Origin of the sequence: Burkholderia sp. MSMB1498 (assembly GCF_001526245.1) — a bacterium.
Lineage (GTDB): Bacteria > Pseudomonadota > Gammaproteobacteria > Burkholderiales > Burkholderiaceae > Burkholderia > Burkholderia savannae.
This window is the reverse complement of record NZ_LOYJ01000053.1, coordinates 119,880-133,606: the sequence shown is the minus strand read 5'-3', so window position 1 is coordinate 133,606 and position 13,727 is coordinate 119,880. Positions and strand designations below refer to the sequence as shown.

The window sequence follows — 13,727 nt, the reverse complement described above, 5'->3', positions numbered from 1 at the left end:
CCATTCAGCGAAGCGGCCCCTCCGCAGGAACCGAACGATGGCGAATCCGGCCGTTTTGCGATGCGGCATACGCTTGGCGGCGTCGCGCCTGGGCATTGTCCTGGCACGTTTTTTCGCTGCTGCGCTGCCGAACCGCTGCGCGTTGTGCGGCAATTTGTCACATCGGACGATTTGCGACTGTTGCGACGCCGCCTATTGGAACGAGGCGCGGCTGCGCTGCCCGCGCTGCGCGCTGCCTCTGTCCGGCTCGCGCGCGCCGGGCGGCGCGATGCGCTACCGCTGCGGCGCGTGCGCCGGCACGCCGCCGCCGTTCGACGCGACGCTCGCGCTCGCCGACTACCGCGCGCCGCTCGACGGCCTCGCGCTCGATTTGAAATTTCACGGGCGGCTCGCGCTCGGCCGCGAATTCGGCGAGCGGCTCGCACGGCTCGCGGCGGACGCGCTCGACGGCGCGCCGCCGCTCGACGTAATCGCGCCCGTGCCGCTCGCGCCGCGCCGGCTCGTCGAGCGCGGCTACAACCAGGCGTGGGCGATCGCGCGGCCGCTCGCACGCGCGCTGCAGGTGCGCGCCGACGCGACGCTTGCCGCGCGCGTCGCCAACACCGCGCCGCAATCGCGGCTCGCGTTCGACGCGCGGCGCGCGAACGTCGCGGCGGCGTTCGACATCGCGCGGCCGGTTGCGGGGCTGCACGTCGGCGTCGTCGACGACGTGATGACGTCGGGCGCGACGCTCGACGCGCTCGCGCGCAAACTGAAGGAAGCGGGCGCGCGGCGCGTGACGAACTTCGTCGCGCTGCGCACCGCGAAGGATTGAAGGCGCGCCGCATCGCGCCTGCTAAACGTTCACACGCTTTTCACCGATCGAATCATGTTCAACGTCGTCCTCGTCGAGCCCGAAATTCCGCCGAACACCGGCAACGTGATCCGGCTGTGCGCCAACACGGGCGCGCGGCTGCATCTGATCGAGCCGCTCGGCTTTCCGCTCGACGACGCGAAGATGCGGCGCGCGGGGCTCGACTATCACGAGTACGCGCAGATGCGGGTCCATCGGGATTGGGAAGCGTTCGTCGCGACCGAAGCGCCCGACCCCGCCCGGATGTTCGCGTTCACGACGCGCGGCGCGGGACGCTTTCACGATCGCGCATTCGAGCCGGGCGATTGGTTCGTGTTCGGCTCGGAGACGCGCGGCCTCTCGCCCGAGCTCGTCGAGCGCTTTCCCGCCGGGCAGCGCGTGCGGCTGCCGATGCGGCCGGGCAATCGCAGCCTCAATCTGTCGAATACGGTCGCGGTCGTCGTGTTCGAGGCGTGGCGTCAGGCGGGGTTCGAAGGCGGCGCTTGAGCGCGCGCCGGGCCGGCCGGCGCGTTCTGTCGAACGCGGGGGCGGCGAGAATGGTCGTGACGGCGAAGCGCAATCGGATCGATTGGGATCGGATCGGCATAAAACGCCGGACAGCGACGCTTCGCCGGCTTTCGCCCGACGGAAGCCACGCCGCAGCGACCGTCGCTTCGTGACGGCGCGGGCATACTTCATGCGCGGAACATGACCCGAGCGCGAACGTCGTCGACACGCGTTGCGCGACGCCGCGCCGCCAGTCTCCGATCGACAGTCGATTCGCCCGGACGTCGGCCGCAAGCCGACGCCGAAACCGGCCGGCGGCGGCAAGCGGCGCACGAACGCGCGCTCAAACGCGCGCAAGCGCCGCGCGATAGAGATCGAGCATCGCGTCGGAAAAGCACGCGAACACGATGCGCTCGAATTTCGCCTCGGCCAGATCGCCGGCCAGCGCGTCGGCGACCGTGCGCACCGCGATCGCGGTTGCGTCGTCCGGCGGAAAGCGATACACGCCGCAGCTGATCGCCGGAAACGCGATCGACGCGCAGCCGGCGTCGGCCGCCACTTCGAGCGCGCGCCGGTAGCACGACGCGAGCAGCGCGGGCTCGCCGCGCCCGCCGCCGTGCCAAACCGGGCCGACCGTGTGAATCACGTACTTCGCGGGCAGACGATAGCCGCGCGTGAGCTTCGCGTCGCCCGTCGCGCAGCCGCCGAGCATCGCGCATTCGTTCACGAGCTCGGGCCCCGCCGCGCGGTGGATCGCGCCGTCCACGCCGCCACCGCCCAGCAGCGACTCGTTGGCCGCGTTGACGATCGCGTCGAGCGCGAGCGTCGTGATGTCGACGACGCGCGCTTCGACCGACGTCGAACCGATGTTCGGCATGATGCCCTCCATCGAGTTGATCGCGATACGCACAGCGTACGCCCGCGCGGCGCAAGCGCACAGACGAGCGAGAGCGGGCGCTCGATGCGGCGCGCCCGCGTTCGCTCGTTCGCTCGGTGCGGTTGGTTTCGGTTCGGCGCGCGGGGCCCTATTCGGCCTTCGCGTCCCGCCGCAGCAGGCCGCTCACCGCGTCGCGCGGCGCGACGCCGTCGAACAGCACGGCGCACACCGCTTCGGTGATCGGCATGTCGACCCCGCGCTCGCGCGCGATCGACAACACCGCGCGCGCGCACCGCACGCCTTCGGCGACGTGGCCGAGCGCGGCCAGGATATCGTCGAGCGTGCGGCCGGCCGCGAGCTGCATGCCGACCGTCCGGTTGCGCGACAGATCGCCCGTCGCCGTGAGGATCAGATCGCCCAGGCCCGTGAGGCCCGTGAACGTTTCCGCGCGGCCGCCGAGCGCGACGCCGAGGCGAGACATCTCCGCGAGCCCGCGCGTGATGAGCGCCGCGCGCGCGTTCAGGCCCAGGCCCAGGCCGTCGGCGATGCCCGTTGCGATCGCGAGCACGTTCTTCACCGCGCCGCCGACTTCGACGCCCGCGACGTCGTCGCCCGTGTAGATGCGCATCGCGCCGTGATGGAACGCCGCGAGCGTACGCTCGCGGCACGCGGCCGACGCGCTTGCGACCGTCAGCGCGACGGGCAGCCCCTGCGCGACCTCGCGCGCGAAGCTCGGCCCGGACAGCACGCCGTAGCTCGCATGCCCGGGCAGCTCTTCGCCGACCATCTGGTGCGGCAGCAGCCGCGTGTCGGCCTCGAAGCCCTTGCAGACCCAGACGAAGTGAGCCGGCACGCAGCCTGTGTCGCGCATCGCGCGGCACAGCGCGCGCAATCCGGCCACGGGCGCGGCGATCACGCACAGCGCGTCGTCCGCTTGCGCGTGCGACAGCGCCGCGACGAGATCGGCCTCGTAACGCAATGCCGGCGGCAGCGCGACGCCGTCCAGGTAGCGGGCGTTCTCGCGCCGCGCGGCGAGCTCGGCGACGAGCGCGGCGTCGCGCGCCCAGAGCAGCGTGTCGTGCCGCGCGGCGAGATGCGCCGCGAGCGCGGTGCCCCACGCGCCGGCGCCGAGGACAGCGACTTTCATGCTCAGCACCGGTCGTCGTTCACGCTCAGTTCAGCGTCGTGCCGTTCGGCGCGCCGCCTTGCTGCTGTTGCTGCGCGATTTCGGCGAGACGCTGCTCGTACAGCGCCTGGAAGTTGATCTCGGCGAGGTGGATCGGCGGGAAGCCCGCGCGCGTGATCGAATCGGCGATGTTCGAGCGCAGGTACGGGAACAGGATCGTCGGGCACGCGATGCCGCAAAGCGGATCGATCTGCTCGGCCGGGATGTTGCGGATGTCGAAGATGCCTGCCTGCTTCGCTTCGACGAGGAACGCGACCTTCTCGCGCACCTTCGCGGTGACGGTGCCCGCGACGACGATTTCGTAGACGTTGTCGGCGAGGCGCTCGGCCTTCACGTCCACTTCGACTTCAACGGCAGGCATCTCCTGCTCGAGGAAGATCGCGGGCGAATTCGGCTGCTCGAGCGACAGATCCTTCAGGTAGATGCGCTGGATGTTGAAGAACGGTTGGTTTTCGACGTCGGACATGGTGGCTCCCTAAAAATGTTTTCGCGGCGGCCGGAACCCTCCGGCACGCCCGGTGCGATCGTGCGTGGATCGCGCGCCGCGCGCAAGACGGCGGCCGCGCGATGGCTTGCGCCTTGTCAGGCGGCTTCGAGGAGCGGCTTCAGGCCGCCTTCGCGGTCGAGCTTCGACAGGTCGTCGTAGCCGCCGACGTGCGTGTCGCCGATGTAGATCTGCGGCACGGTGCGGCGGCCGGTGCGCTCCATCATTTCGGCGCGACGCTCCGGCTCCTTGTCGACCAGCACCTTCTCGACGTGCTCGACGCCGCGCAGCTTGAGCAGCCGCTCGGCCTGGATGCAATACGGGCACACCTGCGTGCTGTACATGACCACTTTGTTCACTTCGCCACTCCTTATTTGACGACCGGCATGCCGGCTTGCTGCCACGCGCTCAGGCCGCCCTGCAGCACGTGGACGTCCTGGTAGCCCGCCTCCTCGACGATCTTGCGCGCCTTCTGCGACTGCTGGCCGTTCTGGCACACGAGCAGCACGGGCGTGCCCTTGTTCTTCGCGAGCTGGCCCGCCTTCGCCTGCAGCTCGCCGAATTCGATCGAGCGCGCCGACGGCAGGTGGCCCGCGCCGTACTCGGCCGACGGGCGCAAATCGACGACGATCGCGTTGCGGCGGTTGATCAGTTGGGTCGCCTCGGCGGCCGACAGCCCGCCGCCGCCGCGCCGCAGCGCGGGCCACGCGAGAAGACCGCCGGAAACCACCAGGATCGCGATGAGCGCGAGGTTCGTGTAATCGGTGAAGAACGTCACGGAAAATCCGCCGAAAAAGAGAAATCGGAAAGGGCAATCCCGCCATTATAAAATAACCGCTTTACGCGATGTCGCCCCCGAGCCGGGTCCGCATCGGCGCCTACCGCTTCCTCACTACCGACCGCAAGCATCTATGCACAAGCTCGTTCTCATCCGCCACGGCGAATCGACCTGGAACAAGGAAAACCGCTTCACCGGCTGGGTCGACGTCGACCTGACCGAACAAGGCAACAGCGAAGCCCAGCAGGCGGGGCGCCTGCTGAAGGAAACCGGCTACACGTTCGACATCGCGTACACCTCGGTGTTGAAGCGCGCGATCCGCACGCTCTGGCACGTGCAGGACCAGATGGATCTGATGTACGTGCCCGTCGTCCATTCGTGGCGGCTGAACGAGCGCCACTACGGCGCGCTGTCGGGCCTGAACAAGGCGGAAACCGCGGCGAAGTACGGCGACGAGCAGGTGCTGGTCTGGCGCCGCAGCTACGACACGCCGCCCCCCGCGCTCGAGCCGACCGACGAGCGCGCGCCGTACGAAGATCCGCGCTACGCGAAGGTGCCGCGCGAGCAGCTGCCGCTCACCGAGTGCCTGAAGGATACGGTCGCGCGCGTGCTGCCGCTGTGGAACGAATCGATCGCGCCCGCGGTGAAGGCCGGCAAGCAGGTGCTGATCGCCGCGCACGGCAACTCGCTGCGCGCGCTGATCAAGTATCTCGACGGCATCTCCGATTCGGACATCGTCGGCCTGAACATCCCGAACGGCGTGCCGCTCGTCTACGAGCTCGACGAGAACCTCACGCCCATCCGGCACTACTACCTCGGCGATCAGGACGCGATCGCGAAAGCGCAGGCCGCCGTCGCGCAGCAGGGCAAGGCGTCGGCGGCGTAATCGCCGCGCGCGGCGCGCGGGCGGCAGCCCGTGCGCGTACCTCGCCGCGCGAACCTGTTTCGCGCGGCGTTGTCAGAATCTTGCTGGCGTTCCCCGTTTCGCCCCAATCCACAAGGCATCCGGACGAACAGTTATACTTGACCGTCCTATGACCGTCCCGTTGCTCCCGCGACAGCCACGCGCTTTCCGACCGCACCAGACTCTATGCGTATGAAATTGAAGAACATCGGCCTGATTGCCGCGGGCCTCGCGACCGGCGTCTTCGCGACGCTGCAAATCTCCGCGTCGGCCCAGCAGGCCGTCACGACGGCCGCCGCGCCGCTGCCGCTCGACCAGTTACGCCTCTTCGCGGAAGTTTTCGGGCAGATCAAGCGCGAATACGTCGAGCCCGTCGACGACAAGAAGCTGCTGACCGCGGCAATCAAGGGCATGGTGTCGAGCCTCGATCCGCATTCGTCGTATCTCGACAAGACCGACTACCAGGAGCTGCAGGAGCAGACGAAGGGCCGCTTCGCCGGACTCGGCATCGAAATCTCGCAGGAAGACGGCCTCGTCAAGGTGATCTCGCCGATCGAAGATACGCCCGCGTTCCGCGCCGGCATCCGTCCGGGCGACCTGATCACCCGCATCAACGATCGCCCGGTGCGCGGCATGACGCTCGACAAGGCGGTCAAGCAGATGCGCGGCGAACCCGGCACGAAGGTCACGCTGACGATCTTCCGCAAGAGCGACGACCGCACGTTCCCCGTCACGGTCACGCGCGCGGTGATCCGCGTGCAGAGCGTGAAGATGAAGCTGCTCGATCCGGGCTACGCGTACATCCGCATCACGAGCTTCCAGGAGCGCACGACGCCCGATCTCGCCGCGAAGCTGCAAGACATCGCGCGCCAGCAGCCGAACCTGAAGGGCCTGATCCTCGATCTGCGCAACAACGGCGGCGGCCTGCTGCAGAGCGCGGTCGGCGTCGCGGGCGCGTTCCTGCCGCCGGATTCCGTCGTCGTCTCGACGAACGGCCAGATTCCGGATTCGAAGCAGATCTATCGCGACAACTACGAGAACTACCGCCTGCCGTCGTTCGATTCCGACCCGCTGAAGAACCTGCCGGCCGTCTTCAAGACCGTGCCGATGGTCGTGCTGACGAACGCCTATTCGGCGTCGGCGTCGGAAATCGTCGCGGGCGCGCTGCAGGATTCGCACCGCGCGGTGATCATGGGCAAGGCGACGTTCGGCAAGGGCTCGGTGCAGACGGTCCGGCCGATGACGGCGGACTCCGCGCTGCGCCTGACGACCGCGTACTACTACACGCCGAGCGGCCGCTCGATCCAGAACAAGGGCATCCTGCCCGACGTTCCGGTCGATCAGTTCGCGGACGGCGATCCGGACGACGTGCTCGTCACGCGCGAAGTCGACTACACGAACCACCTCGCGAACACGCAGGACCCGAACGAGAAGAAGGAGCTCGAGGATCGCGAGCAGCGCCGGATGGAGCAACTGCGCATTCTCGAGGAGCAGAACGACAAGAAGACACCCGAGCAGCGTCAGAAGGATCGCGAGCGCAAGCCGGTCGAATTCGGCAGCGCCGACGACTTCATGATGCAGCAGGCACTCAACAAGCTCGAAGGCAAGCCGGTCGAGCAGTCGAAGATGCTCGTCGCCGACAGCGCGTCGAAGAGCCCGGCCGACAAGGCGGCCGCCGCGTCCGCGCCGAAGGCGGTGCCGAAAGCGGCCGCGAAGCCGGCGCCGGCGCCGAAGCCCGCTTCGGCACCGCAGCCGCAGTAAGCGCGCGACGCAACGCACGGGCCATCGCGGCGGCTTGCCGCGATGGCCCGTTTTCTTTGTGCGCCTAGAATAATGTTCGAGACCGTTTCTCCGCCCCGCGGCCCACGATGAACGACGATCAACTCCTCCGCTATTCCCGCCACATCCTCGTCGACGAAATCGGCATCGAAGCGCAGCAGCGCTTTCTCGACGCGCATGCGATCGTCGTCGGCGCGGGCGGGCTCGGATCGCCCGCTGCGATGTATCTCGCGGCGTCGGGCGTCGGCACGATCACGCTCGTCGACGCCGACACGGTCGACCTCACGAACCTGCAGCGGCAGATCCTGCACGTGAGCGCGTCGGTGGGCCGCAAGAAGGTCGAATCGGGGCGCGACGCGCTCGCGCGGCTCAATCCCGACGTGAAGGTGAACGCTGTGGCCGAGCGCGTCGACGATGCGTGGCTGAACGCGCATGTGCCGCAAGCGAGCGTCGTGCTCGACTGCACCGACAATTTCGCGACGCGCCACGCGATCAACCGCGCATGCGTCGAGCACCGGGTGCCGCTCGTGTCGGGCGCGGCGCTGCGCTTCGACGGGCAGATCAGCACGTTCGACTTCCGCGATCCGGGCTCGCCCTGCTACGCGTGCGTGTTTCCGGAAGATCAGCCGTTCGAGGAGGTCGCGTGCTCGACGATGGGCGTGTTCGCGCCGACTGTCGGCATCATCGGTGCGATGCAGGCGGCCGAGGCGCTGCGCGTGATCGGCGGAGTCGGCACGACGCTCGTCGGCCGGCTGATGATGCTCGACTCGCTGCGGATGGAATGGAACACGATGAAGATCGCGCGGCAGCCGGATTGCCCGGTGTGCGGCGCGGGCGGCGCGCATTGAGCGAGGCGGCGGCGGCGCAGGGTGTCGCCGCAACCGTTGGCGTTGGCGTTGGCGTTGGCGTTGGCGTTGGCGTTGGCGTTGGCTTCGGCTTCGGCTTCGGCTTCGGCTTCGGCTTCGGCTTCGGCATGGAAACATGACGCGCGATCGCGCTTTCGGGCGAACGGCGACAAGCAAGCGATCCCGCCGCTCGCGCCCCGCCTTCCGCCTCCGCTGACGAATGCGCGCCCACGCGCGCCGCCAAATCAGGCCGCGACGTCGGCCCGAGGCTCGGCGCTCGCGAGGCGATTGAGCGCCGCCTGCACCTCTTCCGGCTCGAACGACGCGAGCACGTCCGCGGTCGGCTTCTCGAGCGCCTTCAGATGCGCGCGCAAGATCTCCTGCTTGACGACGAGCAACTGGCTCGGATGCATCGAGAACTCGGTGAGCCCCATGCCGAGCAAAAGGCGCGTCAACGCCGGATCGCCCGCCATCTCGCCGCACACCGACACCGGCACGCCCGCGCGCTTCGCCTCGCGCAGCGTGAACGCGATCAGGTGCAGCACCGCCGGGTGCAGCGGATCGTACAGATGCGCGACCGCGTTGTCCGCGCGGTCGATCGCGAGCGTGTACTGGATCAGGTCGTTCGTGCCGATCGACAGGAAATCGACGCGCTTCAGGAACAGCGGCAGCGCGATCGCCGCGGCCGGAATCTCGATCATCGCGCCGACACGCACGTTCGGATCGTACGCGAGCCCCGCCGCGTCGAGCTGCCGCTTCGCCTCGTTGATGAGGTCGAGCGTCTGGTCGATCTCCTGCGCGTGCGCGAGCATCGGGATCAGGATCTTCACCTGGCCGAACGCCGACGCGCGCAGGATCGCGCGCAGCTGCGTGAGGAACATCTGCGGCTCCGACAGGCTCCAGCGAATCGCGCGCAGGCCGAGCGCCGGGTTCGGCGCGGTCTCGTAGCCTTCGTCGTGCATGTCGAGCGGCTTGTCCGCGCCGACGTCGATCGTGCGGATCGTCACGGGCATGCCGCGCATCAGCTCGACCGCGCGCTTGTACTCGGCGAACTGCTCCTCCTCCTCCGGCATCCGGTTCTTGCTCATGAACAGGAACTCGGAGCGGAACAGACCGACGCCGACCGCGCCCGCGTCGACGGCCGCCTTCGCGTCGTCGGGCAGTTCGATGTTCGCGAGGAGATCGATCTTCGCGCCGCAGAGCGTCAGCGCGGGCGAGAACTTGAGCCGTTGCAGCTTGCGCTGTTCGAGCGCCCTCTCCGATTGCCGGTACGAATATTCCTCGAGGACGATCGGCGCGGGATCGACGATCACGATCCCCTGGTCGCCGTCGACGATGATGAGATCGTCCTGGCGGATCAGCGCGCTCGCATGCTGGACGCCGACCGCGGCCGGAATTCCGAGGCTGCGCGCGACGATCGCCGTGTGCGACGTGCGCCCGCCCAGGTCGGTGACGAACGCCTGGAACGCCTGCGTCTTGAACTGCATCATGTCGGCGGGCGCGATGTCGTGCGCCACCACGATCATCTCGTCGTGGCCGTTGCCCGCGGCGCAGTCGAGCGCCTGCGCGGCGGACGGCGCGCCCGCGAGCGCCTTCAGCACCCGCTCGACGACCTGCTCGATGTCCGCGCGGCGCTCGCGCAGATATTCGTCCTCGATGTCGTCGAAGTGGCTGGCGAGCACGTCGAGCTGCTCGGTCAGCGCCCATTCGACGTTGTAGCGGCGCGTGCGGATCAGGTCGATGGTTTCCTGCACGAGCATCGCGTCGCCGAGAATCATCGCGTGCACGTCGATGAAAGCCGCGACTTCGGTCGGCGTTTCGTCGGTCAAATCGGCGCGCAGCTCGTCGAGTTCGCGGCGCACCGCGCCGAGCGCCGTACGGAAACGCTCGATCTCGGCCTCGATCCGCTCGACCTCGATCAGGTAATGCGCGACGTCGAGCGCCGCCGGCGCGATCAGATACGCTCTTCCGATCGCGATGCCTCTTGAAACGGGAATGCCATGCAGCGTGAAAGACACGCGCACCTCCTTGATCACGTGAGCCGCGGCGCACCGCTGCGATGCGCTTATGACCCCGACCACCGATTATAAATTCCGCGCCCGCCATCTGACTGCGTGCGGCGCAGCATCGCGGCGCGGCGTCACGTGACGAAAAAAATGCCGCGGCGTCGCGCGGCATTCTCGCTGGATAGCTGAGCGGCGTGCCGCCGCGGCGTCACTGCCCTTCGCCGAATTTGTCGGCGATCAACTTGAGAAGCGCATCCATCGCCTCGCGCTCGTCCGGCCCTTCGGTCTCGATCGTCACCGTGCTGCCGATGCCCGCCGCCAGCATCATGACGCCCATGATGCTCTTCGCGTTGATCCGGCGGCCGTTGCGCGTCATCCAGACTTCCGACTGGAAATTGCCCGCGAGCTGCGTGAGCTTGGCCGACGCGCGCGCATGAAGCCCCAATTTGTTCACGATGGTCGTTTCTTGTTGAAGCATGGTGTTCCGATGAGGTCAAAACGGGCTGCGGCCGGCCTGCCGGCCGCACTGGGGTAATGCGAATCGGTGCGCAGGCTCAGTGCGGTTGCGCCTTCGGCTCCGGCGGAATCGGCGCGCATTCGCCGCAGCCAAGCGCGCTTGCGCGCGGCGGCGGCGTGCCGGCCGCGATCTCGTGGATGCCCTTCGTCGAGCCGGCGAGCGCCTTGTCGACGAGCGTGTCGAGCGGCGTCGTCCGGTAGCACACGGCGCGCACGAGCATCGGCAGATTGACGCCCGCGAGCACCCGCACGCCCTCGACCTTCGCGAGCTGCCCCGCGATGTTCGCGGGCGTCGCGCCGTACATGTCGGTCAGCACGAGCGCGCCGTTTTCTTCCTTCAGACGCGCGAGTTCCGCGTGCGCGAACGCCATCACCTGGGCCGGATCGTTTTCCGCCTGTACGTCGATGCAGCCGATCCGCGCGGGCAGCCCGCCGTAGATATGCGCGATGCAGTCCCGCAAAGCGGTAGCGAGCGGCGCATGCGCGATGATGAGAATGCCTGCCATGTCAGCCTTGCAACGTGTTCGGCCCGACCGCCGGGCCTGGCGCACGAAAAACCGTGCCGGCGAACGGGCATTGTAGCAGGCCAGTCGAGCCTGTCCGGCCGAGCGTGCCTAGCCGGCCGAACCGGTCCGGCGACGGGGGCCTGCGCAGCCGCCGCCCAACCGTGCGCGCGTCAGCCGACCGCGCGCTCCAATGCGTCGACGAACATGCCGGCGACGTCGAATCCAGTCTGCTCCATGATTTCGCGAAAGCAAGTCGGGCTCGTGACGTTCACCTCGGTCAGCCAGTCGCCGATCACGTCGAGTCCGACGAGCAGCAAGCCGCGCGCCGCGAGCACCGGGCCGAGCGTCGCCGCGATCTCGCGGTCGCGCTCGGTGAGCGGCTGCGCGACACCGACGCCGCCCGCCGCGAGATTGCCGCGCACCTCGTTGCCCTGCGGAATCCGCGCGAGCGAGTACGGCACCGGCTCGCCGTCGATCAGCAGAATGCGCTTGTCGCCGGCTTTGATCTCCGGGATGAACTTCTGCACCATCACCGATCGCGCGCCGTCGTGGCTCAGCATCTCGATGATCGAGCCGAGATTCATGCCGTCGGGCTTCACGCGAAACACGCCCATCCCGCCCATGCCGTCGAGCGGCTTCAGGATCACGTCGCCATGCTCGGCGTGGAACGCGCGCAGCCGCGCCGCGTCGCGCGTGACGAGCGACGGCGCGACGAACTGCGCGAACTCGCCGATCGCGAGCTTCTCGGAATGATCGCGGATCGTCTGCGGCTTGTTGAACACGCGTGCGCCCGCGCGCTCGGCAAGCTCGAGCAGCCACGTCGATGTCACGTACTCCATGTCGAACGGCGGATCTTTGCGCATCAGGATCGCGCCGAACGACGGCAACGCGCGCGATTCGTGCGCCCCTGCTTCGTACCAGCGGTCGCGATGCAGATCGGCCGTGTCGCCCGCGATCGTCACGCGGCGCACGTCGGCCTCGACGCCCGCGCCCGTCCACGCAAGCTGGTTCGGCTCGCACGCGTACACCGCATGCCCGCGCCGCGCCGCCTCGGCCATCATCGCGTAGGTCGAGTCCTTGTAGATCTTGAAGCGCTCGAGCGGGTCGGCGATAAAGAGAATGTCCATGCGGGTCCTGATGCTAGAAGGGAGGCGTCACACCTGGATCGCTTCCGGGTCGGTCTTCTCGAGCTCGACCGACGACGCGAGCAGCCCGAGCCGGGCGACGACGCCATACATGTAGAAGCGGTTCGGCGGCGCGGCGCCGGGCTTCGCGTGCGTGTCCGGCAGCGCCGTGTGCTCGAAGCCGAGCGGCACGTAGTGCATGCCGGGCGCGTTCAGATTCTGGTCGCGCTCGCGCGCGCCGTGTGTGCGGTAGAACCCGCCCACCACGTAACGGTCGATCATATAGACGACGGGCTCGGCCACCTCGTCGCCGATCCGCTCGAACGTATAGACGCCTTCCTGCACGATCACGTCGCGCACCGGCACGCCCGCCTTCGATTCGGCCATCTGCGCGCGCTCGTGCTTCGTCATCCGGCCGATCTCGGACGCGTCGTGCACGGTCATCACGCCGCGCCCCGCCGTGCCCGCGTCCGCCTTCACGACGACGTACGGCTTCTCGCCGATCCCGTATTCGCGATACTTGCGCGCGATTTTCTTGAGCACCGCGTCGATCGCGTCGGCGAGCGCCTCGCCGCCGTCGCTCTCATGCCAGTCGACGCCTTCGACGTGCGAGAAATACGGGTTCAGCATCCACGGATCGACGCCCACCATCTTCGCGAACTTCTTCGCGACGTCGTCATAGCAGGAGAAGTGCGTCGACTTGCGGCGCACCGCCCAGCCGGCGTGCAGCGGCGGTAGCAGATACTGCTCGTGCAGGTTTTCCAGCACGCCCGGAATGCCTGCCGACAGATCGTTGTTGAGCAGGATCGAGCACGGATCGAAATTCTTCAGGCCGAGGCGGCGCGGCGTGCGCTCGAGCGGCTCGAGCACGATCTTCTGGCCGTCGGCTAGCGTGATCGGCGTGATGTCGGCGATGCTCGGATCGAGCGAGCCGAAGCGCACGTTCAGCCCCGCCTGGCGCATGATCGTCGCGAGGCGCGCGACGTTCTCGAGATAGAACGCGTTGCGCGTCGGCAGCTCGGGAATCACGAGCAGGTTCTTCGCGTCGGGGCAGATCTTCTCGATCGCGGCCATCGCCGCCTGCACGGCGAGCGGCAGCACTTCGGGCGGCAGGTTGTTGAACGCGCCCGGAAACAGGTTCGCGTCGACGGGCGCGAGCTTGAAACCCGCGTTGCGCAGATCGACCGAACAATAAAACGGCGGCGTGTGTTCCTGCCATTCGAGCCTGAACCAGCGTTCGATCGCAGGCGTGGCGTCGAGGATCTTCCGCTCGAGCTCGAGCAGCGGGCCGTTTAACGCCGTAACGAGATGGGGAACCATGTGTAACTCGCGGACGGGAGAAAAAAGATTGTAGAGCAATTGCCCCGTGCATTTGGGGATTGT

General features: G+C 68.0%; 16 protein-coding genes. 6 read left to right on the top strand and 10 right to left on the bottom strand.

Annotated elements, in window-relative coordinates:
• Window positions 1–37 precede the first annotated feature (37 nt).
• Together WS91_RS09700 and trmL are read left to right on the top strand one after the other, a co-directional pair.
• Window positions 38–814, top strand: coding sequence for a ComF family protein (locus WS91_RS09700; protein WP_038750544.1), 777 nt, complete (start codon window positions 38–40; stop codon window positions 812–814).
• 54 nt (window positions 815–868) lie between these two features.
• Window positions 869–1,339, top strand: coding sequence for a tRNA (uridine(34)/cytosine(34)/5-carboxymethylaminomethyluridine(34)-2'-O)-methyltransferase TrmL (trmL, locus tag WS91_RS09695; RefSeq protein WP_038750547.1), 471 nt, complete (start codon window positions 869–871; stop codon window positions 1,337–1,339).
• A 343-nt stretch (window positions 1,340–1,682) separates the two neighbouring features.
• Here the strand turns inward: trmL and WS91_RS09690 are convergent, their stop codons facing one another.
• From WS91_RS09690 to WS91_RS09670, 5 genes are all read right to left on the bottom strand, one after another.
• Entirely contained in the window at window positions 1,683–2,216 is a 534-nt protein-coding gene (locus WS91_RS09690) for an O-acetyl-ADP-ribose deacetylase (RefSeq protein WP_038750628.1), read from the bottom strand.
• Window positions 2,217–2,364: 148 nt separating this feature from the next.
• A complete protein-coding gene (locus WS91_RS09685; RefSeq protein WP_059584366.1) occupies window positions 2,365–3,363 on the bottom strand; it encodes an NAD(P)H-dependent glycerol-3-phosphate dehydrogenase in 999 nt (332 codons plus the stop codon).
• A gap of 25 nt (window positions 3,364–3,388) precedes the next feature.
• Window positions 3,389–3,868, bottom strand: coding sequence for a protein-export chaperone SecB (secB, locus tag WS91_RS09680; protein ID WP_038750552.1), 480 nt, complete (start codon window positions 3,866–3,868; stop codon window positions 3,389–3,391).
• A 116-nt stretch (window positions 3,869–3,984) separates the two neighbouring features.
• The gene (gene grxC, locus WS91_RS09675) at window positions 3,985–4,245 is read right to left on the bottom strand and encodes a glutaredoxin 3 (RefSeq protein ID WP_038750555.1); all 261 of its coding nucleotides are present in this window, start codon (window positions 4,243–4,245) and stop codon (window positions 3,985–3,987) included.
• An 11-nt stretch (window positions 4,246–4,256) separates the two neighbouring features.
• Window positions 4,257–4,664 carry a rhodanese-like domain-containing protein gene (locus WS91_RS09670; protein ID WP_059584364.1) on the bottom strand — a complete coding sequence of 136 codons (408 nt, stop codon included), beginning with the start codon at window positions 4,662–4,664 and terminating at the stop codon, window positions 4,257–4,259.
• A gap of 133 nt (window positions 4,665–4,797) precedes the next feature.
• Here WS91_RS09670 and gpmA point away from each other — a divergent pair, with 133 nt between their 5' ends.
• The 4 genes from gpmA to WS91_RS35695 all read left to right on the top strand — a co-directional run bounded on the left by gpmA (window position 4,798) and on the right by WS91_RS35695 (window position 8,332).
• A complete protein-coding gene (gpmA, locus tag WS91_RS09665) occupies window positions 4,798–5,550 on the top strand; it encodes a 2,3-diphosphoglycerate-dependent phosphoglycerate mutase (protein WP_059670185.1) in 753 nt (250 codons plus the stop codon).
• A 204-nt stretch (window positions 5,551–5,754) separates the two neighbouring features.
• Complete coding sequence (locus WS91_RS09660) at window positions 5,755–7,329, top strand: S41 family peptidase (protein WP_059670184.1); 1,575 nt, start codon at window positions 5,755–5,757, stop codon at window positions 7,327–7,329.
• A gap of 107 nt (window positions 7,330–7,436) precedes the next feature.
• Window positions 7,437–8,195, top strand: coding sequence for a HesA/MoeB/ThiF family protein (locus WS91_RS09655; protein WP_059670183.1), 759 nt, complete (start codon window positions 7,437–7,439; stop codon window positions 8,193–8,195).
• Window positions 8,192–8,332, top strand: coding sequence for a hypothetical protein (locus WS91_RS35695; protein WP_197422230.1), 141 nt, complete (start codon window positions 8,192–8,194; stop codon window positions 8,330–8,332). The genes WS91_RS09655 and WS91_RS35695 overlap by 4 nt, the downstream gene beginning before the upstream one ends.
• A gap of 105 nt (window positions 8,333–8,437) precedes the next feature.
• Here the strand turns inward: WS91_RS35695 and ptsP are convergent, their stop codons facing one another.
• The 5 genes from ptsP to gshA all read right to left on the bottom strand — a co-directional run bounded on the left by ptsP (window position 8,438) and on the right by gshA (window position 13,664).
• Window positions 8,438–10,228: a phosphoenolpyruvate--protein phosphotransferase gene (gene ptsP / locus WS91_RS09650; RefSeq protein ID WP_186448546.1), complete on the bottom strand. Its 1,791-nt coding sequence runs from the start codon at window positions 10,226–10,228 to the stop codon at window positions 8,438–8,440.
• Window positions 10,229–10,406: 178 nt separating this feature from the next.
• On the bottom strand, window positions 10,407–10,676 hold the full coding sequence (locus tag WS91_RS09645) for an HPr family phosphocarrier protein (RefSeq protein WP_010101417.1): 270 nt from the start codon (window positions 10,674–10,676) through the stop codon (window positions 10,407–10,409).
• Window positions 10,677–10,752: 76 nt separating this feature from the next.
• Window positions 10,753–11,220: a PTS sugar transporter subunit IIA gene (locus WS91_RS09640; RefSeq protein ID WP_059584358.1), complete on the bottom strand. Its 468-nt coding sequence runs from the start codon at window positions 11,218–11,220 to the stop codon at window positions 10,753–10,755.
• 170 nt (window positions 11,221–11,390) lie between these two features.
• Entirely contained in the window at window positions 11,391–12,347 is a 957-nt protein-coding gene (gene gshB / locus WS91_RS09635) for a glutathione synthase (protein WP_038750575.1), read from the bottom strand.
• Between the two features lie 27 nt (window positions 12,348–12,374).
• Window positions 12,375–13,664: a glutamate--cysteine ligase gene (gene gshA / locus WS91_RS09630; protein ID WP_038750578.1), complete on the bottom strand. Its 1,290-nt coding sequence runs from the start codon at window positions 13,662–13,664 to the stop codon at window positions 12,375–12,377.
• Between the last annotated feature and the right edge of the window lie 63 nt (window positions 13,665–13,727).

Coding starts and splice junctions, on each gene's coding strand:
- WS91_RS09660 (WP_059670184.1), top strand. CDS start 5,755: ATGCGTATGAAATTGAAGAACATCGGCCTGATTGCCGCGGGCCTCGCG.
- WS91_RS09645 (WP_010101417.1), bottom strand. CDS start 10,676: ATGCTTCAACAAGAAACGACCATCGTGAACAAATTGGGGCTTCATGCG.
- secB (WP_038750552.1), bottom strand. CDS start 3,868: ATGTCCGACGTCGAAAACCAACCGTTCTTCAACATCCAGCGCATCTAC.
- WS91_RS09685 (WP_059584366.1), bottom strand. CDS start 3,363: ATGAAAGTCGCTGTCCTCGGCGCCGGCGCGTGGGGCACCGCGCTCGCG.
- WS91_RS09640 (WP_059584358.1), bottom strand. CDS start 11,220: ATGGCAGGCATTCTCATCATCGCGCATGCGCCGCTCGCTACCGCTTTG.
- WS91_RS09690 (WP_038750628.1), bottom strand. CDS start 2,216: ATGCCGAACATCGGTTCGACGTCGGTCGAAGCGCGCGTCGTCGACATC.
- trmL (WP_038750547.1), top strand. CDS start 869: ATGTTCAACGTCGTCCTCGTCGAGCCCGAAATTCCGCCGAACACCGGC.
- WS91_RS09655 (WP_059670183.1), top strand. CDS start 7,437: ATGAACGACGATCAACTCCTCCGCTATTCCCGCCACATCCTCGTCGAC.
- WS91_RS09700 (WP_038750544.1), top strand. CDS start 38: ATGGCGAATCCGGCCGTTTTGCGATGCGGCATACGCTTGGCGGCGTCG.
- gpmA (WP_059670185.1), top strand. CDS start 4,798: ATGCACAAGCTCGTTCTCATCCGCCACGGCGAATCGACCTGGAACAAG.
- gshB (WP_038750575.1), bottom strand. CDS start 12,347: ATGGACATTCTCTTTATCGCCGACCCGCTCGAGCGCTTCAAGATCTAC.
- gshA (WP_038750578.1), bottom strand. CDS start 13,664: ATGGTTCCCCATCTCGTTACGGCGTTAAACGGCCCGCTGCTCGAGCTC.